This window comes from Pseudoalteromonas sp. 5Ae-yellow (genome assembly GCF_014077565.1).
Lineage (GTDB): Bacteria > Pseudomonadota > Gammaproteobacteria > Enterobacterales > Alteromonadaceae > Pseudoalteromonas.
Genome location: NZ_JACGWD010000006.1, coordinates 1 through 24354, shown reverse-complemented (window position 1 = coordinate 24354; position 24354 = coordinate 1). Strand labels below are relative to the sequence as shown.

Genomic DNA, 24354 nt, shown 5'->3' with positions numbered 1-24354 from the left:
GTATGCGTGTCAGTTGTATGGCACGCATAAATGGAGGTTAAACTTCTTCTGTATCTACAATTAAATCACTTGTAATTGATTCCAATGCTTCAATAACTTCGTCTTTATCCATACCATTTGGCAAAGTAACGGTAGCAACAGCGCTAAAAATAGGCACTCCCCAATTAGGTGCACTTTGTTGTCTTGAATTTAAGTGAGTAATATTAGCGCCTTTATGACGTATTACACTTGCCAGTTCTTGAACAATCCCAGGACGGTCGTTACCTGTTATAACTAGATTAATTTGCTCTAGTGTTGATGGTTCAATCTCTGTGTTTCCGGTTTCAATACGAACGTCTAACTTAGGTAACTTATTTAAAGCACTTTGTAATGATTGAAAATGCTCCTCAGCAACTTCAAGTTGAATAATACCTGCAAAATGACCTAATAAATGGCTTAAGTTACTACTAAGCCAGTTGCCATGATTTTGTAATACGACTGATGAGATGCTCTCTACTAAACCAGGGCGATCTTTCCCTAAAATAGTTATAACCAACTGCTTCATAAATAATTCTCTTTTTAAGCCCAAAGAAAGTAAATGCATAGGCATTAAGTGTATTGTCTAATCTAAATTGTGTGTTGTTGTACTTTCTATAAATCGTTAATTTTAAAGCAATAAAAATGAATATGGTTGTGTTGACTATACGCGGTATTAATAGTCATTCTTATTTAGTAAGTACTCTTTTAGTATTGACCTCGATAAATGCTTTGTCCAATTATTTTATAATTTAGTTCACTTAAAAATCATCTATATGAGACTTATTTAGCGATTTTCTTCGCTAGTTTTATTTAAAACCGTTTTAACGTGCTTATTATTACTGCTGTAACATTACTGTCATCTTGATGAAATATAATTTATAGAACGTTAAGATTTAAGGGTGTTTTGATGACTTCAAATCCGAATAAACCGACTTTTAATACGGATCGAAGCCGTCTATTTAAAGATCGGTTTGCCAAATTTGGTATAACCGCAGGTGGGATAATGGTATTGGTAGCACTGCTATTAATATTCTTTTACCTTCTTTATGTAGTACAGCCAATTTTTGAATCAGCAAAAGTAGAAAAACGCGATAGCTTTCAGGTCGCTAATTCGCAGCAAATAGCAGGCCTAGGTGTAGAAGAGCAAACTGAAGTTGCTTATTTACTCAGTCAGCAAGGGCAGGTTGATTTTTACAGTGTGCAAGATGGCAGCTTTGGTAAAAAGCTTAAAACATTAAACGCCGAGCTACCAAGTGATGCAACAAGCTTTGCAACTAGCGCGCCTTTTCAAGGGCATTATGCGTTTGGTTTAAAAGATGGCACTGTAATGGTCGTAGCACCTAAATTTTTGGTCACCTTTCCTAATAACGAGCGTAAATTAACGCCTCGTTTAGACTTTCCTCTTGGGGAAATGGCTTTGGAAGTAGATGAACAAGGCTCAGCTATTAAACGCTTTGCATTTAGCCACTATGAAGACAGAACAGCCGTTGTCGCACTTACAGAAGACAAACGGGTGCTGTTTAGCAGTTTTGTTGCTGAAGAGAATATGTTTACTGGCGAAGTTGAGTGGGTTGTTGAGCGCACAGAGCTAGATGTTGAAGGGCGTGTAGATGAGCTATTAATGTCTCCAGATACAACCCGTACTTTTGTACGTTCTGCTAATCAAGTTTACGTATACGATACACGTGACCCAAGTGATGTAGAACAAATTCAGTTACTTTCAGCTAACGAAGAAAATGCCAATATTGTATCTGCACAATTACTAGCAGGTGCAAACTCATTAATGCTTGCCAATGATAACGGCGAAGTTTCGCAGTGGTTTGAAGTTAACACTGACACTGGCCGCGAATATCAAAAAATACGTTCATTTGAAACGACTAAGCAAAGTAAATTAAATGTATTTACAGAGTTCTATCGTCGTACTTTTTTTACGACCAGCAGTAACGGTGAGCTTGGGGTGTACTACACAACAAGCGAAGCAAAATTATGGCAAGGTAAAGTAAGTGAAGGCGCAATACAAAACTTTGCAATTTCACCGCGTTCAAATGCTGCATTAATTTTGGCGGATAACAAACTAACAGTATTAGAAATACATAACGAGCATCCAGAAGTCACTTGGTCAGCGCTTTGGCAAGAAGTGTGGTACGAAGGTTACCCAGAGCCAGGTTATATATGGCAGTCAACATCAGCCAGTGATGACTTTGAATCTAAGTTTTCATTAGTGCCAATTTCGTTTGGTACATTAAAAGCAGCCCTTTACGCGATGTTATTTGCAGTGCCTATTGCGCTTTCGGCGGCAATTTACACGGCATACTTTATGTCGAGTAAATTACGTAAGGTAGTTAAGCCCACTGTTGAAATAATGGAAGCATTACCAACCGTTATTTTAGGTTTTTTAGCCGGTCTTTGGTTAGCTCCATTGATAGAAGAGCACTTACCTGCAATTGTTGGGTTACTCATATTATTACCTTTAGGTATGTTAGCGACAGGTTTAGCTTGGACTAAATTACCAACCAAAATTCGTCATCGAATTCCTGAAGGATCTCATTCAATTATCCTTATTCCGGTCGTTTTACTTATTGGCTGGTTTTCGTTTGCGATGAGTGAATTTGTTGAGCTTTGGATGTTTGACGGCAATGTACGTCAGTACTTAACAAATGAGCTGGGTATGACATTCGATCAACGTAACTCGCTTGTTGTAGGTATTGCGATGGGGTTTGCAGTTATTCCAACTATATTCTCAATTGCAGAAGACGCCGTATTTAGTGTTCCAAAGCATTTATCAAATGGCTCATTAGCATTAGGTGCAACGCAGTGGCAAACACTAATACGTGTTGTATTACTTACAGCAAGCCCTGGTATTTTCTCTGCGGTAATGATGGGACTTGGCCGAGCCGTTGGCGAAACCATGATTGTACTTATGGCAACGGGTAATACACCTATTATGGATTGGAGCATCTTCCAAGGTATGCGTACGCTTGCAGCAAATATTGCAGTTGAAATGCCTGAATCAGAAGTAGGTAGTTCGCATTACAGAATATTGTTCTTAGCGGCCTTTGTACTATTCATATTCACATTCATTTTTAACACAGTCGCTGAGTTTGTTCGCCAGCAACTGCGTGAAAAATATAGCTCAATGTAAGCGGAGAGACATGACATGGTAAAGCAGTGGTTTAAGTCTGGTTCTCCTTGGATTTGGATGACCGGTGGTGCAGTGAGCATCAGTTTAATTTCAGTTCTAGGCTTATTAGCAATGATAGCCTGGAAAGGATTAAGTTTTTTCTGGCCTTCAGAAGTTGTGCAGTTTGAACTTGAAGGGTCAATTTCAAAACAAACCGTTATTGGCGAAGTTTATGACCGTGAATTAGTACCAAAAACGCGTTTAGCCGCGACAGGTATTGACGTTAGCGGATTTGAAAAAGAAGAAATAGAGCGCTTACTTATTAAAACAGGTAATCGTGAGTATGTAGATTTAGACTTTCGTTGGATATTAGAAACCGACATTAAAAATAAAACAACGCCTGCAACGCTTGCTGTATTTGAGCGTAGTAAAAACGGTAATTTTTATGGTTATGTTGAAAGTGTAATTAAAGATGGTAAACCAGTCGAAGGCGATAAAATTGAAGCTCTACATGAACTTGTAGAGCGTGCCGTGGATTTAAACGACGAAGCACTTGATTTACAAAATGGTGACATTGGGCATATTAACTATGAGCTTGAGCGTCTTCGTTTAAAAGAAAAGGGCTACTTACTAGATAACGCACTCACTGATGAACGTGTTGCTGAGCTTGCTCAAGAGCGTGCTGAATTACGTGCGCAGTATGGTGTACTTGAAAAAGATTTATTTGCACTACGTAAACAAGCTAAACGTGACCACGTAACTGTAAAAGATATGCGCGGTGAAGTAGTTACGATTCCAATGTATCAAGTACTTGATGTTTGGTTTCCAAATGATATGGGCTTTTTTGCAAAGCTAGGGCACTACTTTGTGCAGCTAGGTAAGTTTGTATCTGATGACCCACGTGAAGCAAATACAGAGGGCGGTGTTTTCCCTGCTATATTTGGTACTGTGTTTATGGTTATGCTGATGGCTGTAATAGTGACGCCGTTTGGTGTTGTTGCTGCAATTTACTTACACGAGTATGCCGCTAAAAATGCAGTCACTAAGATGATTCGTATTGCGGTGATTAACTTGGCCGGTGTGCCTTCAATTGTGTACGGTGTATTTGGCCTCGGCTTTTTTGTATACATGTTAGGTGGTAGCTTAGACCAATTATTTTACCCTGAAGCGGCACCAACGCCAGTATTTGGTACGCCTGGTGTAATGTGGTCGGCGTTAACGCTTGCTATATTAACTTTGCCAGTTGTTATTGTATCGACTGAGGAAGGCTTATCTCGTATTCCAAGTACCGTACGTGACGGTTCGCTAGCGCTTGGCGCAACAAAGGTTGAAACGTTATGGCGCATAATTATTCCAATGGCAAGCCCTGCAATTATGACTGGTTTAATACTGGCAGTTGCGCGTGCTGCAGGTGAAGTTGCACCATTAATGTTAGTAGGCGTTGTGAAAATGGCCCCTACATTACCACTTGATGGTAACTTCCCGTATTTTCACTTAGATAGAAAGTTCATGCACTTAGGCTTTCATATATACGATGTTGGCTTCCAAAGCCCTAATGTTGAAGCGGCACGTCCGCTGGTATACGCCACTGCCTTTTTATTGGTGTCGGTGATTATTACCCTAAACATAACGGCCATTGGTATACGTAACCATTTACGTGAAAAATTCAGATCGCTTGAACACTAATTAGTAAAGATTTTATAGGTAACAAAAATGATTACAGTCGCTCCACAAGTAAACCAAGCTAATATTGGTCAAAAGTTAGACCTAGAAAATTTAACGGATGATCAAAAAGCGCTAGAGATTAAAGACCTCGATCTTTACTACGGTGATAAGCAGGCGCTTAATAAAGTAAATATGAACATTCCTAAAGGCCAAGTAACTGCGTTTATCGGGCCGTCTGGGTGTGGTAAATCAACATTACTGCGTTGTATTAATCGCATGAATGATTTGGTTGATATTTGCCGTATTGAAGGTGAAATATTACTCCATGGTCAAAATATTTACGATAAGAGCGTAGATGTAGCAGCACTTCGTCGTAATGTAGGCATGGTGTTTCAGCGCCCTAATCCATTTCCTAAATCAATTTATGAAAATGTAGTTTATGGCCTGCGCTTACAAGGCATTAAAGAGAAACGTAAATTAGATGAAGTGGTAGAGCAATCACTTCGTGGTGCTGCTTTGTGGGATGAAGTAAAAGATAGATTGCACGATAGCGCGTTTGGCTTATCGGGTGGTCAGCAACAACGTTTAGTTATAGCTCGCTCAATTGCAATTGAGCCAGAGGTACTTTTACTTGATGAACCAACATCAGCACTCGACCCTATTTCTACTTTGGTAATCGAAGAGCTAATAAACGATTTAAAAAACAAATTTACCGTTGTTATTGTTACACACAACATGCAACAAGCAGCGCGTGTATCTGATCAAACAGCCTTTATGTATATGGGCGAATTGATTGAATACTCAGACACAAATACCTTATTTACTACACCAACGAAGAAAAAGACTGAAGATTACATTACCGGTCGTTACGGTTAATTAGCCCGTTATAGCGTGTTGTACAAGATTAAGAGAGAAGGTAACTATGGAACATAATATTAATAAGCATATTTCTGGGCGCTTTAACCAAGAACTAGAAAATGTACGTAACCATGTATTGAGTATGGGTGGCTTAGTTGAGCAGCAATTAAATAGCGCGCTTGATGCGGTGAGTCGTAACGATGCTGAGCTTGCTCAAAAGGTACGTCAGAACGATTACAAAGTAAATGCAATGGAAGTCAGCATCGATGAAGAATGTACGCGTATCATTGCTCGTCGTCAGCCTGCAGCAAGTGACTTACGTTTAGTGATTGCAATTGCAAAAACTATTGCAGATTTAGAACGTATTGGCGATGAAGCTGAGCGAATTGCTAAAGTTGCACTAGACTCATTTACTAAAGATCAGCAAGATTTATTAGTAAATATTGAAAATATGGGCCGTCAAGTTTTAAAAATGCTACACGACGTACTAGATGCATTTGCGCGTATGGATGTGCAACGCGCATTTCAAGTACATAAAGAAGATGCAAAAGTTGACCGCGAATATGAAGCTATCACACGTCAAATAATGACTTACATGATGGAAGATCCACGCTCAATCCCGAAAATCATGGACTTAGTTTGGTCTGTTCGCTCATTAGAGCGTATTGGTGATCGCTGTCAGAACATTGCTGAATACATTATTTATTTTGTTAATGGCAAAGATATTCGCCATACATCTCAAGAAGATATAGAAAAATCACTATGATTTTTCATCCATCACGTATTTCTATTAAAGCGGCTTAGTGCCGCTTTGTGTATTGCAAGCTTTAGTGAAGTAATAAAAAGCGTTCACAATCTTGGTTAATACTGTAAAATTCATGCTGCAAAGCATATCAATTTGATTAAAGGGTCAGTTATGCCTACAAACGCGTTTTTAGGAGTATTTGCAAAATCTCCTATCAAACCAATGGAAGAACACATCAAGAAGGTTCATCAAGCAAGTAAAGCTTTGATACCTTTTTTTAATCACGTATTTAAAGAAGAGTGGGTACAGGCAGAAGAGCTTCGCATCACTATTCGCAATTTAGAACGTGAAGCTGATGATATGAAAAGAGATATACGTTTACAGTTACCGCGTGGTTTATTCATGCCGGTAGAGCGTACAGATCTTCTCGAATTAGTAACTCAACAAGATAAAATTGCCAATAAAGCGAAAGACATAGCTGGGCGAGTAATTGGTCGTGAAATGACCATACCAAAAGTTATGCAAACTGACTTTTTAGCTTACTTAACTCGTTGTGTAGATGCGACTAAACAAGCATCAAAGGCAATTAACGAGTTAGAAGAATTGTTAGAAACGGGTTTTAAAGGTCGAGAAGTCACCTTAGTAGAAAAAATGTTAGTTGAATTGGATGCCATAGAACAAGACACGGACGAAATGCAGATAAAAGTACGCCGCCAGCTACGTGATGTAGAGGGTGAGTTAAATCCAATTGATGTGATGTTTTTATACAAAATCATTGAATGGGTTGGCGAGCTTGCAGATATTGCAGAGCGCGTAGGATCACGTCTTGAGCTGATGTTAGCTCGTTAATTTAAAATCAGTTCAAACACGAAAGATTAAGGTTTTACAATGGATATCATTGCATCTTACGGCACGGTATTAATTTTAATTGCCGCAGCAGTCGGCTTTTTTATGGCTTATGGTATTGGCGCGAATGACGTAGCTAACGCCATGGGTACATCTGTAGGTTCAAAAGCACTTACAATCAAACAAGCAATTTTTATTGCGATGATTTTTGAATTTGCAGGCGCTTACTTAGCGGGTGGTGAGGTTACATCAACAATTCGTAAAGGAATTATTGATGCGGCACCGTTTGCAGATATTCCGGAGCTTATGGTTCTGGGTATGATTTCGTCTTTATTTGCAGCGGGTGCTTGGTTATTAATGGCCTCGTTCTTAGGTTGGCCAGTATCAACGACTCACTCAATCATTGGTGCAATCATTGGTTTTGCGTTAGTTGCAGTAGGTACTGAGGCGATTCAATGGGATAAAGTAGGTGGTATTGTTGGTAGTTGGATTATAACGCCCGCCATATCAGGCTTTATTGCATACTTAATATTTATGAGTGCACAAAAACTTATTTTCAATACAGATGCACCACTAAAAAATGCTAAACGCTATGTACCACTTTATATGGGTTTAGCAGGTTTTATAATGGCCTTGGTTACAATTAAAAAAGGCTTAAAGCATGTTGGTGTTGATTTAGGTGCAGCCGAAGGGTATGCCCTTGCAATCGCAGTTGCAGTAGTTGTTGCTATTATTGGTAAAATTGCTATTTCTCGTTTAAATATCGATCCAAAAGCAGATAAACAAATGCAGTTCAACAATGTTGAAAAAGTGTTTGCTGTTCTAATGGTATTAACAGCATGTTGTATGGCCTTTGCACATGGTTCTAACGACGTCGCTAATGCAATTGGTCCATTAGCTGCTGTTGTAAATATAGTTGAAAACAATGGTGAAATTGCTAAGAAAGCCGCTATTGCTTGGTGGATTCTACCTTTAGGTGGTTTTGGTATTGTTGCGGGTCTTGCTATTTTAGGCAAAAAAGTAATCAAAACGATTGGTGAAGGTATTACGCATTTAACACCTAGCCGTGGTTTTGCTGCTGAACTAGCCGCTGCTTCTACCGTTGTTATTGCATCAGGTACTGGTATGCCAATCTCTACTACTCAAACCTTAGTAGGTGCGGTACTAGGTGTAGGTATGGCACGTGGAATTGGTGCACTTAACATGGGTGTTATCAGAAACATCGTAGTTTCTTGGGTAATTACATTGCCAGTTGGCGCTGCCCTTGCTATTGTTATTTTCTACGTACTAAGAACCGCATTTGGGGTTTAACAAAAAAGTACTCAAAGACTTTTAGCTTGAAAAGATCTCAATGCCCTAGGTGTTGGGGTCTTTTTATTTGTGGAAAGAAAAAATGACCAATCTTCCAAGTATCAAACAGCTACAGTATTTATTAGCTGTTCATCAACATCAGCACTTTGGCAGAGCTGCCAGTGCCTGTTTTATTGGACAATCTACTTTAAGCAGTGCTATTCAAAATCTTGAAGAAACTTTGGGTTGCCAGCTTATTGAACGCGAAAATCGCAGCCTTATGTTTACCAGTATTGGTGAAGAAGTTGTTGAGCGCTCTCGTAAAATAATTAACGATACAATTAGTTTAAAAGAGCTCACTAAAAGCTTTTTAACACCACTGAGTGGTAAATTAACAGTGGGTGTTATACCTACAATTGCTAGCTTTATAGCGGCTCCTCTGTATCACTTTTGTAAAGAAACCTTTTGTGATTTAGAGCTGGTTTTAATAGAAGATACAAGTGATAAGCTATTGGATAAACTTGAGCATGGGCATATTGATTTAGCGCTACTTGCACTGCCATACGAAACCGATAAATTTCATACACAAGTATTGGCAAAAGATCAGTTTAGTTTAGTGCACCATAAGGATTACAGCGCTGCAAAGGGCGTAGTCGACTTTAATCTATTACCAGAGGCTAGCGTATTCTTACTCGAGCGTGAGCACTGTATGACAGGCCATGCGCTTAGTGCATGTCATTTAAATCGTGCTAGTTGTATTAACCCATTCGAAGCAGCAAGCTTGCATACATTATTGAGTATGGTTGAGCATCAGCTCGGGGTGACTTTTTTACCACAAATGGCGATTAACGCCGGAATTTTAGATAATAAAAATATGGTGGCTACACCATCACAAAGTGATGCATATAGAGATATTGGCATATTGTGGCGTAAAACTACGGGGCGGATCCGCGACTTTAAGTTATTTAGTCAACAGCTTGAGGTATTTTTAAAGCGTCAATGTAGTTTAGATTTTTCTAAATTAGAATAGGAAATGAATGAAAGCAGCCTATAAAGGCTGCTTTTGATTTTGAAGATGGCTTTCAAAAGGTTCAAGTTCGGGTAAAAATAGTAAATAAATCCATACCACTAAGTTAAAGTAAGGCACGCAGCCTAATACAGTAAAAACCTTAACTGGGTAGCCTTTAATATTTGCGTAACGATAACACTGATACGCGATTGCAAAATGTATAATCAGTAATAACATAACTAGCTGTGTCATACCTTTCTCCTTAAAAGCCCAAATAGCTTTGAAACCTAATACAAATATCAGTACTACGTCGCCAAAAGGTAATGTCATGTTTTTAAAGTGAAATGCATTAAAAGATACGACATTTTTCATTTGATACTGAAAGTATAGGCAAGAAAAGTAATATTGGTAGTAACAAATTGTTTAATTTTGTTTATTTTAGGCTAGCTTGTTGTTGGTAAAACGTTTTATTTTTTGAAATTTTTTCAAGTTCATCTTTTACTTTTTCAACAGGTATTGGGCGTGCAATAAAGTAGCCTTGTCCATAATCAACACCTATCTCTTTTAGTGCAAAAAATATCTCTTCGTTTTCAACGTACTCAGCTACAGAAAGCTTACCGAGAGACCGACTAATATCATTTATTGCTTTTACTAACGCTAAGTCTATAGGGTCATTAAGCATGCCACTTACAAATGAGCCATCAATTTTTACATGCTGTGCCGGAAGCTGCTTTAAATAATTAAATGTACTAAAGCCAGTTCCAAAATCATCGATAGAAAAATGACAGCCTAAGCTATTAAGCTTCTCGATCATTTTACGAGTGGCTTTTAAGTTATTAATACTCGCAGATTCAGTTATTTCAAAAATTATCCGCGAAGCGGGCACGTTATACTTTTCAAGATTTGATTCAATTAATGGCAGTAAGCGTTCATCTAAAAATGATTGTGCTGACAAATTGATAGCAACTTGGTTTAACTCTGGGTGCTTAGACACACAAGCAACGGCATTACGTATAACGCATTGATCCATCAAAAATGTGTCGTTAAGCATCTCTAAAGAGGGAATAAATTGATTTGGGTATACAAGTTCACCTTTGAGTTTTAAGCGTAAGAGCGCTTCAAAATAAGCAACTTTACACTCTTTAAAATCCCAAATAGGTTGGTAATGCAGTTCAATATTATCTTGCTGCAGTGCTTGGCGAATTTCGTGACCCCATTCAAGCCCAGTTTGAAGTGTATTGTTTTGGGCGCCCTCTTTTGAATAGCAATGTACTAAGTTACGCCCTAAATTTTTGGCAATATACAAAGCAATATCGGCTTGTTTTAAACATTCATTAGGGTCATTGTTTTGTGTCGTAATTTGAGTTAAACCGATAGAGCAGCTAATTGTGTATATCTGATCTTCTGATTTAAAAGCATGTTTTTCTATTGCGCTGCACACACCTTCAGCAATAAGGTGTGCATCCAGTAAATTCATATTGGTAAGTATGACTGCAAACTCATCGCCGCCTATTCGGCACACCAAATGGTCTTCGCCAATATTTGCTTTAAATAATTGCGCCACTTCTTTTAATACTATGTCACCTTGGTGGTGACCTTTGCTGTCGTTTATTATTTTAAAGTGATCGAGGTCAATATAAATAACAGCATGCTCTATACCATCATACGTGTATTTATCTTGGCATATTTTATTAAGCTGTTGATCAAAGTAATAACGGTTATGTAAACCAGTTAATGGGTCATGGTGTGCTAAATGACGTAGTTGGATCTCTGCTTGTTTACGTTCGTGTATGTTGTCGATAGTGGCGGTTATGGTCGCGTTATTACGACTATTTTTGATTAGCTGTAATCTGCATTCGACCCAAATTAAATTGCCATTTTTATGGGTGAGCTTTACTTCTATTTGTTGCTGTTGCTCGCCACCATGTAAAATGTCATTAATAGTATAATTTAGTCTTCCTTTATCTTCGTTATTACAATAAACGCTTAATGGGGTTTGTAGTGATGATTTAACACCAAAACCGCTTAATGTCTCCCATGCAGGGTTAATAAAACGAATATGCCCTTGCTGATCAAGCTCTAAAACAACCGTATTCAAATGCAATAAAATACGCTGATGAGCCGAAAATAACTCTTTGTAACGCACTTCGCTCACGCTAAGCTGCTCTACTTTGTAAGCAAACTCAGCATAACTCACCATAAAATCTTCACGTCGTGCGGCGTGGTCACACACTTTATTTAAAAATGAAGGGTCGTATGGGGCTCTAATAAAATCGGTAACACCAGAGAGCAAAAGCTGCTCAGCGTAATCAGCATCATCACTTTCTATAATCGTAACAATAGCTTGTTTAGAATTGTGCTGTAGTATTTCTTCAACGAGTACACTCGAGCTCCCTGCACTTAATGTAGTGGCATCGAGTAGCACAATTGAAAACTGCTGTTGGTTGTAAGCGTTGAGTGCTGCTTTAGCTGAGGTAACGTGAGTAATAGCAAAGTTTAACTTTAACTGTTCACTAATTTTGTCGGCCGTATTTTGAAGTGGCTCTAATAATAATAAGTTTAGCCGGCTACTTTTTTCTAAGTGAGTAGATAAAACATTCGCAAGTACTTGAGGGAGCATATCTTTGTGCTCAAACGGTAGCACAGCATCTATCCCATAGCTTCGGGCTGTTGTTTCGGCAATCCGCTCACAGTAAATTGGCGGAATAAGTAAGATTGGTGTGTTTTTTGGTGTTTTTAATAATCCTGAGCGGATCATCCTAGAAAAGCGCCAGCCATCAATTTTACCAACATTAATGCCCGTTATTATAATATCAACAGGGTGTTGTTTCAAAAGCTTTAAAGCTTGTTGGCTGTCTTGGGCATCAATAAAGGTAAATACATTTAAGCTCTCTAAAGTGCCCTTAATCGCGCGACGTTCAGCACTACTTGCGTTTAATATTAGCAATTTAAGCTGGTTTGGCACGAGTTGAACACCCCTAATATAACTTATAATAATTTAGCCGAATAAGAATAGTGACATTTAACCATAAGAACAAGAGAATTTAATGGCAAACACGCAAACAGACATTATAAGTTTGGCTGATTTCTTGAGCTTAATATCCGATACATATACACTTGGCGCGATTTTAAATGATGTGGATTACTAATTATGCGCGTGGCTGACTTTAGCTTTGACTTACCTGATGAATTAATAGCTCGTTTTCCTAAAGCGGACAGAACCAGCAGCCGTCTACTCACTTTAGATGGCCCAAGCGGAACTTTAGAACATAAAGTGTTTAGCGATATACTTGATCTAGTAAACGAAGGCGATTTATTGGTCTTTAACAATACACGCGTTATTCCAGCACGTATGTTTGGTCAAAAAGCTTCAGGCGGAAAAGTTGAAGTACTTGTAGAGCGGGTATTAGATGAGCATCGCGTACTTGCGCATGTACGGGCAAGCAAGTCGCTTAAGTTCGGTAACGAAGTTATTTTAGAAGGCAAAGCCAAGGCAATAATGGTTGCACGCCACGATACTTTATTTGAGCTTGAGTTCGATCATAGCCAAAACGTGTTAGATATACTTAATGATATTGGCCATATGCCACTGCCTCCTTATATTGACCGACCTGATACCGATGCTGACCGTGAGCGTTATCAAACTGTTTATGGTGAAAAACCAGGTGCAGTTGCAGCACCAACTGCAGGTCTACATTTTGACGATAAGTTAATGACAGCACTCAAAGATAAAGGCGTAAATATGGCTTTTGTTACGCTACACGTTGGCGCTGGTACTTTTCAGCCGGTACGAGTTGATAGTGTTGATGAGCATGTAATGCACTCAGAATACATAGAAGTACCTGATGACGTAGTTGCAGCTGTTGCGCAAACTAAAGCAAATGGTGGGCGTGTAATTGCGATAGGCACAACTTCAGTTCGCTCATTAGAGTCGGCTGCTAAAGTTCACGGCGGCAAGTTAGACACGTATTTTGGTGATACCGATATATTTATTTTTCCGGGTTATCAATTTAATGTTGTTGATGCCATGGTCACAAATTTTCACCTACCAGAATCAACGCTTATAATGTTAGTCAGCGCATTTAGCGGCCAAGACAATATTATGGGCGCTTACAATACTGCAATAGAGCAGCAGTACCGCTTTTTTAGTTATGGCGACGCGATGTTTTTAACACGTAAGTAACAAAATATTGTTTAATACTCAGTCGAATATATTAAAACCCCCAGCTTAGTTGCTGGGGTTTTTGTTTGCGGCAATTGGCAAAACTGAATTTATCGCAGCTAATAGTATTAGTGAGGCAAAAAGGGTAGAATCAGGCGGTTAAATTATAGCTTGTTGGACTGTTTTTCCGACATTGAGGATGATATGAAATTTGAATTAGATTGTACTGACGGAAAAGCGCGCCGCGGCCGCTTAATTTTTGACCGTGGTGTAATAGAAACACCTGCTTTTATGCCTGTTGGTACTTACGGTACTGTAAAAGGTATGACGCCAGATGAAGTTAAAGCCACTGGTGCGCAAATATGTTTAGGTAATACCTTTCATTTAATGCTTCGCCCAGGTACTGAGATCATTAAACAACATGGTGATTTACACGACTTTATGAATTGGGACTTCCCAATTTTAACTGACTCAGGCGGTTTTCAAGTATTTAGCTTAGGCGCAATGCGCAAAATCACTGAAGAAGGCGTTTTATTTCAATCTCCAGTAAATGGTGATGAAATTATGATGTCGCCTGAAAAGTCGATGGAAGTACAGCGCGACTTAGGCTCAGACATCGTTATGATTTTTGACGAGTGTACGCCATACCCAGCAACTGAAAAAGAAGCTAAAGATTCTATGGAGTTATCTCTTCGTTGGGCTAAGCGCTCAAAAGAAGGGCATGGCGATAATCCATCTGCTTTATTTGGTATTATCCAAGGTGGTATGTACCCAGAATTACGTGCACAATCACAAGCTGGTCTTGAAGAAATTGGTTTTGACGGTTATGCATTAGGCGGCCTATCAGTAGGTGAGCCTAAAAACGAAATGATGAATATCCTTGATCATTGTGCGTTTAAAATGCCAGAAGACAAGCCTCGTTACCTTATGGGTGTAGGCAAGCCAGAAGACTTAGTTGAGTCGGTTCGCCGTGGTATTGATATGTTTGACTGTGTTATGCCAACACGTAATGCGCGTAACGGCCATTTATTTATTACCACGGGTGTAGTAAAAATACGTAACGCAGTGCATAAAACAGATACAGGGCCACTTGACCCTGAGTGTGATTGCCATACGTGTAAAAACTATTCACGAGCTTATTTGCATCACCTTGATAAATGTAACGAAATTTTAGGTGCGCGACTAAACACAATTCATAACTTACGTTACTATCAACGTGTTATGGAAGGTTTACGTAATGCAATTAGCGAAGGTAAATTAGAAGAATTTGTACAAGATTTTTATGCTCGCCGAGGCCAAGATGTGCCAGAGTTAGCAGATATAAAAAATTAAACTTTAAAATTAAAGAGGAAGTATCATGAGTTTATTTATTTCAAATGCACACGCAGCAGCTGGTCAACCTGCGGCAGGCGGTGGTTGGGAAATGCTAATAATGTTAGCTATTTTCGGTTTGGTTTTTTACTTTTTAATCTACCGCCCACAAGCTAAGCGCGTTAAAGAGCACAAAAGCTTAATGAGTATGATGGCTAAAGGTGATGAAGTACTTACCCAAGGCGGTTTAGTGGGTAAAATTGTGAAAATTTCTGAAGAGAAAGATTTCATCGTTATCTCTTTAAACGAGCAAGCAGAAGTTACAGTACAAAAATCTGCAGTATCTGCAGTATTGCCAAAAGGCACAATGAAGTCGCTATAAAAATAATAAGGACGACCCCGTGTTAAACAAGTTTCCAGTTTGGAAGTATTTACTTGTTTTAGCTGTGGTAGCCATTGGCCTTTTATATGCCTCTCCAAACTTGTATGGTCGCGATCCGGCCATACAAGTTTCAGGTGCTAAAGGCGCTGATGTAGATCTCAGTGTTGTAGACAAAGTAAACGCAATCCTTAAAACAAATAATGTAACCGCTAAATCGACAATACTTGAAGATGGACAAATTTTAGTTCGTTTAAAAAATGTTGAAGAGCAGCTTAAAGCGCATGACTTACTGCGTGATTCGCTGAGCGATGATTACATTTCTGCTATTAATATGGCACCTGCTCAACCAGCTTGGTTAAAAGCGGTTGGTGGTAACCCTATGAAGCTAGGTCTTGATTTAAGTGGTGGCGTACATTTCACCATGGAAATCGACATGGCAACAGCGGTTGATAACCAGCTTGAGCAAATGGAACAAGATTTTCGCAGTGACCTGCGCGAAGAAAAACTACGTTATCGTAGTGTTCGCCGTGTAGCAGGCTCCGATCGTATGCGTGTAGAAATGCGTACCGAAGAAGACAAAAATGCTGCAGAGAGTTTCTTAGAAACTCGCTACCCGCTAAATGTCTACATTGATGACAGCAGTAACGATAAAGCATTTTTTGCGACAATGAGTGAGCAAAAACTCAAAGAAATTCGTGACTACGCTATCAAGCAAAATGAAACGATTATTCGTAACCGTATCAACCAAATTGGTGTTGCAGAGCCTAACGTACAACGCCAAGGTGCTGAGCGTATTATTGTTCAACTACCAGGTATTCAAGATACTGCACGTGCTAAAGAAATTTTAGGCGCGACAGCAACACTTGAATTTCGTGAAGTAGACGAAAACGCAGATATTAGCGCTGCAGCCCAAGGTCGTATCCCAGCGGGTACTGAAATGATCATGAGCCGCGACGGTTACCCTGTTGTACTTAAAAAGCGTATTATTTTAGAGGGTAGCCATATTACGGGCGCGCAATCTGGCGCTGATGAATACCAACGTCCGCAAGTAAGTATTACGCTAGATAGCAAAGGTGGGGCAAAAATGAATGCCTTTACCAAGCGTGCTATTGGTAAGCGTATGGCAACGGTATTCATTGAGTACAAGCCATCAGGTAAAAAAGATGCAGACGGTAAAGCGCTTCCGCCTATTAAGGTTGAAGAAGTTATTAACGTAGCAACGATTCAAGCCCGTCTTGATCGCTCGTTCCGTATTACTGGCATTGATAACCCAGCAGAAGCACATAACTTAAGTTTACTACTTCGTGCTGGTGCACTTGTAGCGCCAATTCAAATTGTTGAAGAGCGCACAGTAGGTCCAAGCTTAGGACAAGAAAATATTGAAGCGGGTATGACTGCGGTTGCACTTGGCTTTGCGTTTGTACTTGTGTTTATGCTTGTGTACTACAAAGGTTTTGGTATGGTTGCAAACCTTGCGCTTGCGGCTAACTTAGTACTAATTGTAGGTGTTATGTCTTTAATTCCGGGCGCTACACTTACGCTACCAGGTATTGCCGGTATTGTATTAACGGTAGGTATGGCGGTTGATGCTAACGTACTTATTTTTGAACGTATTCGTGAAGAGCTGGCCGATGGCCGTAGCCCTCAACAAGCGATTCATTTTGGTTACGATAGCGCATTTAGCACTATATTTGATGCCAACATCACGACACTAATTGCTGCCATTATACTGTTTGCAGTGGGCACTGGTCCGATTGCGGGCTTTGCAGTGACACTTGCGATTGGTATTTTAACTTCAATGTTTACAGCCATCGTTGGTACCCGTGCGGTAATCAACTTATTTGTTGGTGGTAAACGCATTGATAAACTTTCGATTTAAGGAGCAGACATGCAAATTTTAAGTTTGGGTAGTAGAACCCTTCGTTTCATGTCTCTTCGAAAAGTGGCTATGGGTTTCTCGACGCTACTAATTTTAGCGTCGTTTGCATCAATTTTTATCAAAGGCCTAAACTTTGGTTTAGATTTTACCGGCGGTACTGCGGTAGAAGTGGGTTTTTCACAACCGGCTGACCTTAAAAAAGTACGTGATGCACTAGCTGATAATGGTTTTGCTGATGCATCAGTGCAGCTATTTGGTTCAAGCCAAGAAATTTTAGTTCGCTTAGCACCACGCGGTAGCGATGTAAAAGCTGAAGTAATTGGTAACCAAGTAATCGATGCACTTAAAAAAGCAGACGACAGCGTAGTAATGCGCCGTATTGAATTTGTAGGCCCAAGTGTAGGTGAAGACTTAAAAGAGCAGGGTGGCCTTGCCATGTTAACTGCGCTTATTTGTATCTTAATCTACGTTGCGTTTCGTTTTGAATGGCGCTTTGCAGTAGGTGCGGTAGGTGCACTACTACACGATGTTATCATTACTGTGGGTTTATTTTCGGTATTAGGTTTAGAGTTTGATTTAACTATATTAGCGGCAATTCTTGCGGTAATTGGTTATTCACTCAATGATACGATTGTTGTATCAGACCGTATACGTGAAAACTTCCGTAAGGTACGCATTGACGATACGATAGAAATTATTGATATTTCACTTACGCAAACACTTAACCGTACACTTGTAACATCAATCACGACTATTTTAGTATTGATTGCCTTGTTTGCATGGGGCGGACAAACCATTCATGGTTTTGCAACTGCATTACTGTTTGGTGTGTTTATTGGTACTTATTCTTCGATTTATGTTGCAAGCTCTGTTGCTATAGCAATGGGCGTAAGCAAAGAAGATTTAATACCTGAAGTGATAGAAAAAGAAGGCGCAGACCAAGACGCTATGCCGTAATGGTTTTGTAACTACTTTAAAAAACCGCTCATTGGGCGGTTTTTTATTGCCTGTAATATATTTGTGCTCACGATTGTTTTAGCTTTACTGTGCAAGTATGAATAAACAGTGCTAACTTTGTAGAGCACGCCATGAGTGTAACGTCGTACTATGTATTTAAAATAAGTATTAATAGCGCGGTTATTAATCATAATATCGTCATCTTATATTTAGGCGCTGGAAGCTGTTTAGCTTAAATAACGCGATAATTTAAACTATTAATAATAACTGTTAAAACTACCGATAATAACTAGGGTGATAATTATGTTGCCATTAAAGTATTTGATTAACGTAGTAAGTTTGTTTGTATGCAGCGCTTTAGCGAGTGAGGTAAATATCGTAAATGTAGCGCAGGAGCAGCGTGTGCAATATGCTCGTGACGACTACCTTAACGAGCTATTAGAAAAAGCATTGGTGAGCGCACAATACCCTGCAGAGATTAACCCCGTTTTAATTCATCCCCATCAACAACGTACTTTAATAGCACTAGATACAAAAAATTTAGATTTATACTGGAGTATGAGCAGCCCCGAAAGAGAGTCTTTAGCTATTGCGATTAAAATCCCATTATTTAAAGGCTACATAGGTAAAAGGGCGCTATTAACAAGTAAGAACAGCATTGCTAGATTTAAAGGTGTTACTAGCTTAGAGCAGTTAGGTAGGCTTTCTGCGGTACAAGGTCATGATTGGCCTGATACAAAAATAATGGCGTTTAATGGCCTGCATATAAGGCCGTTTGCAAATTATCAGGCTATGTTTGCCTTAACAAGTGCAGGGCGTATTGATTACTTCCCACGTTCATTTATCGAGGTTAATTCAGAGCTAGCGGCAAATAAACAAAGTAACCTAGTGATAGTACCTAATTTATATATGAGTTATCCAACAGGGTTTTATTATTTTGTATCAAATAGTAAGCCAGAGCTTGCAGTGGCAATTAAAAAAGGGCTTGAGATAATGCAAGAAAATGGCGAGTTTGATGCTTTATTTGATGAATATTTCGCAAAAGATTTAAACTCGTTACCTTACGAAAAAGGTAAAACAATAGAGATTAAGCTCGATAACCCTTATTTTTAGGCACAAAAAAAGGAGCCTAGGCTCCTTTTTAGTATGCTATTAATAGCATTTAATTAGCGAAGTAACGACTCAGTTAATACTGGACGAATTTCGCGGATAATTGCTTGAGTCAGTTTTGGTGAACCACAGATAATATTGCCGCTGTGGTTATAGTTATTACCACCGGCGAAATCTACAACCATACCGCCCGCTTCTTTAACCATTAGTTCGCCCGCAGCAGAGTTCCAAGGTTTTAAACCAATTTCAAAAAATCCATCAACACGGCCAGCTGCAACGTATGCCATATCTAAAGCAGAACAACCTGCACGGCGAATATCAGCAGTGTGTACAAATAATGCTTTAAACGCTTCAGTGTATGCATCCATGTGGTTCTTGTTTTTGAAAGGGAAACCAGTAGCAAGTACAGTGCCTGCAAGAACCGTAGTTTTGCTAACGCGTAGACGTTTACTGTTTAACTGAGTGCCTTGACCGCGAGATGCAGTGAAAAGCTCACCACGAATTGGATCATAAATAACAGCTTGGTCTAAACGACCTTTAACTTTAAGTGCGATAGAAACCGCGTAATGAGGGATACCTTTGATGAAGTTAGTTGTTCCATCGATAGGATCTACAATCCATTGGTAATCATCATCCTTGCCTTTATGCTCACCTAGTTCTTCACCAACAATTGAGTGAGTAGGGTAAGACTGTAAAATAGTGTCACGAATTACGGCTTCGGCTTCTTTATCAATGTTAGTTACTAAGTCGTTAGCGCCTTTTTGTTGCACTTCAACTTTTGATAAATCTTCACTTGCGCGAAGTAAAATTTTGCCTGCGTTGCGCGCAGCGCGAACCGCAATGTTTAACATTGGATGCATGGTATTACCTTTGGGTTGTAAAAGAACGTTTATATATTTCAGCCGGCGTATTTTAGCGACTTTTGCCATAAAGTAAACAATAAACCCCAAATACTTGTGTTTGTTTTTTATACAAGATTGAAAAGTTTATATATTTTTAAAAAATAATTATCTGCATTTAAATAAATTAAATTTAAATAACACTTTACCTAAAGTTAACTTGAGGTTTTATCGTACTCCTAACTTAACTGATAGGATAACATTATGTATTTAGAGCACGTAAACTTAGTCGCGAGTGATATAGATAGTATGCTTACATTTTATCGCGCTGTATTTCCACATTGGTCGATTAGAAGTGAGGGCAGAGGCGATTGGCATGGAAAACCAAGACGCTGGGTACACTTTGGGGATGACACGCATTATATTGCGATAAGCGATCATGGTGAGGCTGAAAACAGAAGCTTATCGGGCCATCAAGTTGGTTTTGCACACTTTGCTTATGTAACTAATAATTTAAGCGCAGTAGTAATGCGCTTAAATAAAGCGGGTTTTACTCTAAGTAAGCAAGGTAGTGAGAACCCTTTTAGAAAGAATGTTTATTTTGTTGACCCCGCAGGGTTTGAAGTAGAATTTGTAGAATATTTAAGTGATATCCCGAGTGAGCGAAATAACGATTTATAATAGGTTAACCACCGCAAAGTGCGGTGCTTAACGAGGCTTTATGAACGATTATTTCCAGCGCCAAGTTGTGTTTTTAGCTCATTAGCAAAGCTCATAAATTTTTCTTTAATTGTGCGCTTTATTTTTACTTCGACTGAGCCCATTACTGCCTTTCCTTCAATGTGAATAGTAGGACCTTGGCGTTTGTTAAGCGACACAGATTTATTTTCAAGGCTACTTAAAATACAAAACATTTTAGACACTACATTTACATGCTCTGGTACGTAAATCTCATCACTACCAAAAATACAGTTAACGTGAATAGTTACATTTTGATGCGCAAAAATGGCATCGGTAAAATCTAGCACCACCGATCCCATAAAGTTACTCAAATATATATTCTTTGGCACGACCCACTGACCGCTTCGCTCGTTAGAGCCTAAAATGCTGCGTAATGTAAAATCATCATCACTGTTTTGTTGTGCACTATAATGTGGTGTAAATTGCGATTGTTTTTCTGCTTTATATTGCTGATCAGTATTAAGTGTTAAATCTTCTACTAAGGCTAAAAGAGCTTCGTTATTAAGTGCATCCATCGCGTTATCTAAGCGTCTCTCAAATGCATCAACAGAAATCACCCCATGACTGTAATTATAAATTAATTGATCAATTACTTGTTCGCGTACTTGCTCTATTGGGCGGTCTTCGACTTTTACAGACATGGGGCATTCCTTATTATGTTTGCTATTAATACTGCTTCTGATGTTTATATGCAAAGCACGCACCAAATATAATAATCTTAATTATCAATGGTTTAATTTTTAATGATGTTTTATGTTTTGTTATATTAACGATAGATTAACCAAAAATGCAATTATCTAGTTATTTTCACTATTTGAGAAAGTTTTACCGAGTAGCCTGTAAATAGTTACACAGCTATAGATAGTGCCTTATCCCAGGATTACATCAAGTTATTGAAATATATATATAAATAAAGTTGGCCTAAAGCTCGCATTAGTTAAAGTGTCTTTAATCAAAAGGAGAAAGATTATGAAAACATTTAACAAATCTATTATCGCAGCTCTAGTTCTTGGTACTACGGCTATGGGTGCCCAAGCAAACAGCTGGGAAAACGAAAGTAAAGATGCTTGGATTGATGGTAAGGCAGAAACAGTTCTACTTATGAACACTAATCTAAACAACTTTGACATTAACACTGATGTAAAAAATGGCAAGGTAGTACTTACAGGTAAAGTTAATAGCGAGCTTGATAAAGAGCTAGCAGAAGAACTTGTACTTAGCCTAGATGGCGTATCTGATGTTGAAAACAGCCTTACCGTTGTTAAAAGCATGGACACAAAGGATAGAAGCAAAGACATGATGGACGATGATGATAACGACCTAACGGACGCTAAAATCACCACTGTAATCACAACTCGCTTCCTGTTTGATTCAGAAGTTGGTGGTACAGACATCGATGTTGATACCGACAACGGTATAGTAACTCTGAATGGCTCAGTAGAGTCTGAAGCTGAAAAACAACTAGCAGTTAAAATTGCTAAAAATGCTGAAGATGTTCGTGACGTAGTTGATAAACTATCTATTACTGCTGAATAACACATTATAGTTAAGGCCCACTAACACTGGGCTTTACGCCTTTTTAATGCTTAATTTAAATGGAGTTTAATCATGGATATTATTCGTATAATACTTTCAGTTTTATTGCCGCCATTAGGTGTATTTTTGCAAGTTGGCTTAGGTATGCATTTTTGGTTAAATATTTTATTAACACTGTTAGGTTATTTCCCAGGGTTAATACATGCGATCTACATTATTGCGAAAAAATAATGACAGATTATATATTGTGTAAGCCGACTACTGAGGTTTAGCTAAATAAAAACTTCAGTACTGATCGGCTCACAATATTAGTTTTTAAAGTAAATATTTATTATCAAAATCTAATTTTTAATTTACTCAAACTAAGTGATTTATTTCATGTAACTCACTCCCAACATTCCCTCAGCCACACCTATCGTTTACTTCAATTAAGCTTTCTAACTAACAGTAGTGTTCTGATTCTGTATTGATGCCATTTAGGAAATCTTTAACATTAGTTTATTTATATATCTACAATACGCGATTAATTACTCTATTATTAAGTGGCAATATTACCATCACTTCTAGTGTTATCATTAAACCGAGTTTTTACGCATATTGAGGTAGCTAATTGAATATTCGACTTATACTGTCAGGCGTTGTGTCATTCGTTTTTTATTTTAGTTGGGCCTACTGGGCAAACAGTTCGGCAGATATTGCTAAATCGGTCACGCTTCAAGCTGCATTAGTGCAAGGTTTGTATAGTGGATTTGTAACACTGTTTTTTACCTTTATTTTAGAAAAGGTCGTCAACAAGTATAAGTCTAGTTATGTAACGCTTGCGTTTGTAACTCCAATTATTTGTATGTTTCATTCTAAAACACCACAAAACGTAGCAATACGACAAAGCTTCAATAATGCAATTAACTCTAGCGCCTCGTATTTAGGTAACAAAAAAATAGCAGGTGTACTTTTTTCGCCTATTATTCCGATTACTGTTCAATCGAGCTTAGTGATTATAGTGAATGTAATTAATGAGACACCTAATTTGGCACTTACAGTAGCTCCAAGCATATTTTTTACAGCCTTGTATGCCTACACATATATGTTAGCTTTACTTAAAAAAATAGAGCGTTAAATATAAAAGACTACATGTTGAAGGAAGGTTTTTATAATTTAGTGCAGAGAATATAGTGGAAGATATCTTACGTTTTATGTTTATACCCGCCTAAAAGATTACTATTTAAGCAGTTAGCTTACTGATTATTAAAATAAAGGTTTTTGGTAGTGACAAGCACCTAAAAAGTTTTTATACTGCAGTCCGCTTTAGTCGCTCTGTGACTAAACGCTTCAAAAATTAACTGTCTTGCAGTTATATAAAAGTTGGCCCCTTAGCTCAGTTGGTTAGAGCACACGACTCATAATCGTTAGGTCCCCAGTTCGAGTCTGGGAGGGGCCACCACTTTTACAAACTTTCCAAAAATACCTACTCAAATTATTTAAAGCTACATAAATTTAATATCGTGTAATTTATTACTCTTTTTTTACCCCTAATAATAAATATAATTTAAATAAAGATAATCCATAGATTAAGCTAAGCTCTCTTAAATTTGAAATAGTGCGAATGCACTATTAAGTTCCAGCGTTAGATCGGACGCCATTCATGCTCTGTTTTGTAAATGACAATGAGCTGCATCTGATTTCAGGATACAAAAAAAGCCCCTGTTGGAGCTTTTTACTTATTAGCGATTACTTTTATTGCTCAAAACTACAAGAGTTAACTAGGGGCTGTTGATCTTTGTAGTACATATATCAATCAGCCCACATTGGTAGCCACATCATAGTAAATGCTAAAGCGAGCATTGAATGATAATTTCGTTCAAGCTTTTCATACCGCGTGGCTATC

22 protein-coding genes, 1 tRNA gene and 1 pseudogene are annotated in these 24354 nt (G+C 38.5%); 18 read left to right on the top strand and 6 right to left on the bottom strand.

Annotated features, from left to right (window positions below; all coding sequences use genetic code 11):
• Positions 1-37: 37 nt before the first annotated feature.
• A complete protein-coding gene (locus tag H4J63_RS02870; RefSeq protein ID WP_007586460.1) occupies positions 38-544 on the bottom strand; it encodes a glycine cleavage system protein R in 507 nt (168 codons plus the stop codon).
• A gap of 381 nt (positions 545-925) precedes the next feature.
• Between H4J63_RS02870 and H4J63_RS02865 the strand changes: the two genes are divergently transcribed.
• From H4J63_RS02865 to H4J63_RS02835, 7 genes are all read left to right on the top strand, one after another.
• Positions 926-3160: an ABC transporter permease subunit gene (locus H4J63_RS02865; RefSeq protein WP_024605596.1), complete on the top strand. Its 2235-nt coding sequence runs from the start codon at positions 926-928 to the stop codon at positions 3158-3160.
• Between the two features lie 15 nt (positions 3161-3175).
• Positions 3176-4825 (top strand): phosphate ABC transporter permease PstA, encoded by a 1650-nt coding sequence (gene pstA / locus H4J63_RS02860; RefSeq protein WP_002957841.1) that lies wholly within the window; start codon positions 3176-3178, stop codon positions 4823-4825.
• A gap of 27 nt (positions 4826-4852) precedes the next feature.
• Positions 4853-5680, top strand: a complete 828-nt coding sequence (gene pstB, locus H4J63_RS02855) for a phosphate ABC transporter ATP-binding protein PstB (protein ID WP_002957840.1) — start codon at positions 4853-4855, stop codon at positions 5678-5680.
• Positions 5681-5726: 46 nt separating this feature from the next.
• Positions 5727-6428, top strand: coding sequence for a phosphate signaling complex protein PhoU (gene phoU / locus H4J63_RS02850; protein ID WP_007586465.1), 702 nt, complete (start codon positions 5727-5729; stop codon positions 6426-6428).
• Positions 6429-6578: 150 nt separating this feature from the next.
• Positions 6579-7256: a TIGR00153 family protein gene (locus tag H4J63_RS02845; RefSeq protein WP_024600191.1), complete on the top strand. Its 678-nt coding sequence runs from the start codon at positions 6579-6581 to the stop codon at positions 7254-7256.
• A 39-nt stretch (positions 7257-7295) separates the two neighbouring features.
• Positions 7296-8564: an inorganic phosphate transporter gene (locus tag H4J63_RS02840; protein WP_007586466.1), complete on the top strand. Its 1269-nt coding sequence runs from the start codon at positions 7296-7298 to the stop codon at positions 8562-8564.
• Positions 8565-8646: 82 nt separating this feature from the next.
• Positions 8647-9573 (top strand): hydrogen peroxide-inducible genes activator, encoded by a 927-nt coding sequence (locus H4J63_RS02835; RefSeq protein ID WP_024600190.1) that lies wholly within the window; start codon positions 8647-8649, stop codon positions 9571-9573.
• 18 nt (positions 9574-9591) lie between these two features.
• On the opposite strand, the gene H4J63_RS02830 is transcribed toward H4J63_RS02835, so the two are convergent.
• Entirely contained in the window at positions 9592-9804 is a 213-nt protein-coding gene (locus H4J63_RS02830; RefSeq protein ID WP_002957835.1) for a hypothetical protein, read from the bottom strand.
• Positions 9805-9985: 181 nt separating this feature from the next.
• Complete coding sequence (locus H4J63_RS02825; RefSeq protein WP_182194436.1) at positions 9986-12517, bottom strand: GGDEF domain-containing protein; 2532 nt, start codon at positions 12515-12517, stop codon at positions 9986-9988.
• A 186-nt stretch (positions 12518-12703) separates the two neighbouring features.
• Between H4J63_RS02825 and queA the strand changes: the two genes are divergently transcribed.
• From queA to H4J63_RS02795, 6 genes are all read left to right on the top strand, one after another.
• A complete protein-coding gene (gene queA, locus H4J63_RS02820; RefSeq protein WP_182194433.1) occupies positions 12704-13735 on the top strand; it encodes a tRNA preQ1(34) S-adenosylmethionine ribosyltransferase-isomerase QueA in 1032 nt (343 codons plus the stop codon).
• Between the two features lie 183 nt (positions 13736-13918).
• Positions 13919-15046, top strand: a complete 1128-nt coding sequence (tgt, locus tag H4J63_RS02815) for a tRNA guanosine(34) transglycosylase Tgt (protein ID WP_002957831.1) — start codon at positions 13919-13921, stop codon at positions 15044-15046.
• A gap of 25 nt (positions 15047-15071) precedes the next feature.
• Positions 15072-15407: a preprotein translocase subunit YajC gene (yajC, locus tag H4J63_RS02810; RefSeq protein WP_002957830.1), complete on the top strand. Its 336-nt coding sequence runs from the start codon at positions 15072-15074 to the stop codon at positions 15405-15407.
• Positions 15408-15426: 19 nt separating this feature from the next.
• A complete protein-coding gene (gene secD, locus H4J63_RS02805) occupies positions 15427-17286 on the top strand; it encodes a protein translocase subunit SecD (protein ID WP_002957829.1) in 1860 nt (619 codons plus the stop codon).
• Positions 17287-17295: 9 nt separating this feature from the next.
• Positions 17296-18243 carry a protein translocase subunit SecF gene (gene secF, locus H4J63_RS02800; protein WP_002957828.1) on the top strand — a complete coding sequence of 316 codons (948 nt, stop codon included), beginning with the start codon at positions 17296-17298 and terminating at the stop codon, positions 18241-18243.
• A 303-nt stretch (positions 18244-18546) separates the two neighbouring features.
• Positions 18547-19356 (top strand): ABC transporter substrate-binding protein, encoded by an 810-nt coding sequence (locus tag H4J63_RS02795; protein ID WP_182194431.1) that lies wholly within the window; start codon positions 18547-18549, stop codon positions 19354-19356.
• 53 nt (positions 19357-19409) lie between these two features.
• Here the strand turns inward: H4J63_RS02795 and suhB are convergent, their stop codons facing one another.
• A complete protein-coding gene (gene suhB, locus H4J63_RS02790) occupies positions 19410-20213 on the bottom strand; it encodes an inositol-1-monophosphatase (protein WP_002957826.1) in 804 nt (267 codons plus the stop codon).
• Between the two features lie 243 nt (positions 20214-20456).
• Here suhB and H4J63_RS02785 point away from each other — a divergent pair, with 243 nt between their 5' ends.
• Positions 20457-20873 (top strand): VOC family protein, encoded by a 417-nt coding sequence (locus tag H4J63_RS02785; protein WP_182194428.1) that lies wholly within the window; start codon positions 20457-20459, stop codon positions 20871-20873.
• Between the two features lie 38 nt (positions 20874-20911).
• Here H4J63_RS02785 and H4J63_RS02780 read toward each other — a convergent pair whose 3' ends face one another.
• The gene (locus H4J63_RS02780; RefSeq protein ID WP_182194426.1) at positions 20912-21574 is read right to left on the bottom strand and encodes a LiaF domain-containing protein; all 663 of its coding nucleotides are present in this window, start codon (positions 21572-21574) and stop codon (positions 20912-20914) included.
• Between the two features lie 328 nt (positions 21575-21902).
• Between H4J63_RS02780 and H4J63_RS02775 the strand changes: the two genes are divergently transcribed.
• The 4 genes from H4J63_RS02775 (at position 21903) to H4J63_RS02760 (ending at position 23910) form a co-directional block, all read left to right on the top strand.
• On the top strand, positions 21903-22469 hold the full coding sequence (locus H4J63_RS02775) for a BON domain-containing protein (RefSeq protein ID WP_165735438.1): 567 nt from the start codon (positions 21903-21905) through the stop codon (positions 22467-22469).
• 72 nt (positions 22470-22541) lie between these two features.
• Positions 22542-22700 carry a YqaE/Pmp3 family membrane protein gene (locus H4J63_RS02770; protein ID WP_002957822.1) on the top strand — a complete coding sequence of 53 codons (159 nt, stop codon included), beginning with the start codon at positions 22542-22544 and terminating at the stop codon, positions 22698-22700.
• Positions 22701-23079: 379 nt separating this feature from the next.
• Positions 23080-23586, top strand: coding sequence for a hypothetical protein (locus tag H4J63_RS02765; RefSeq protein ID WP_182194423.1), 507 nt, complete (start codon positions 23080-23082; stop codon positions 23584-23586).
• A gap of 247 nt (positions 23587-23833) precedes the next feature.
• Positions 23834-23910 (top strand) — tRNA-Ile (locus H4J63_RS02760).
• Positions 23911-24260: 350 nt separating this feature from the next.
• On the opposite strand, the pseudogene H4J63_RS02755 reads toward H4J63_RS02760, so the two are convergent.
• A pseudogene (locus tag H4J63_RS02755) lies at positions 24261-24354 on the bottom strand (IS5/IS1182 family transposase); the annotation flags it as partial.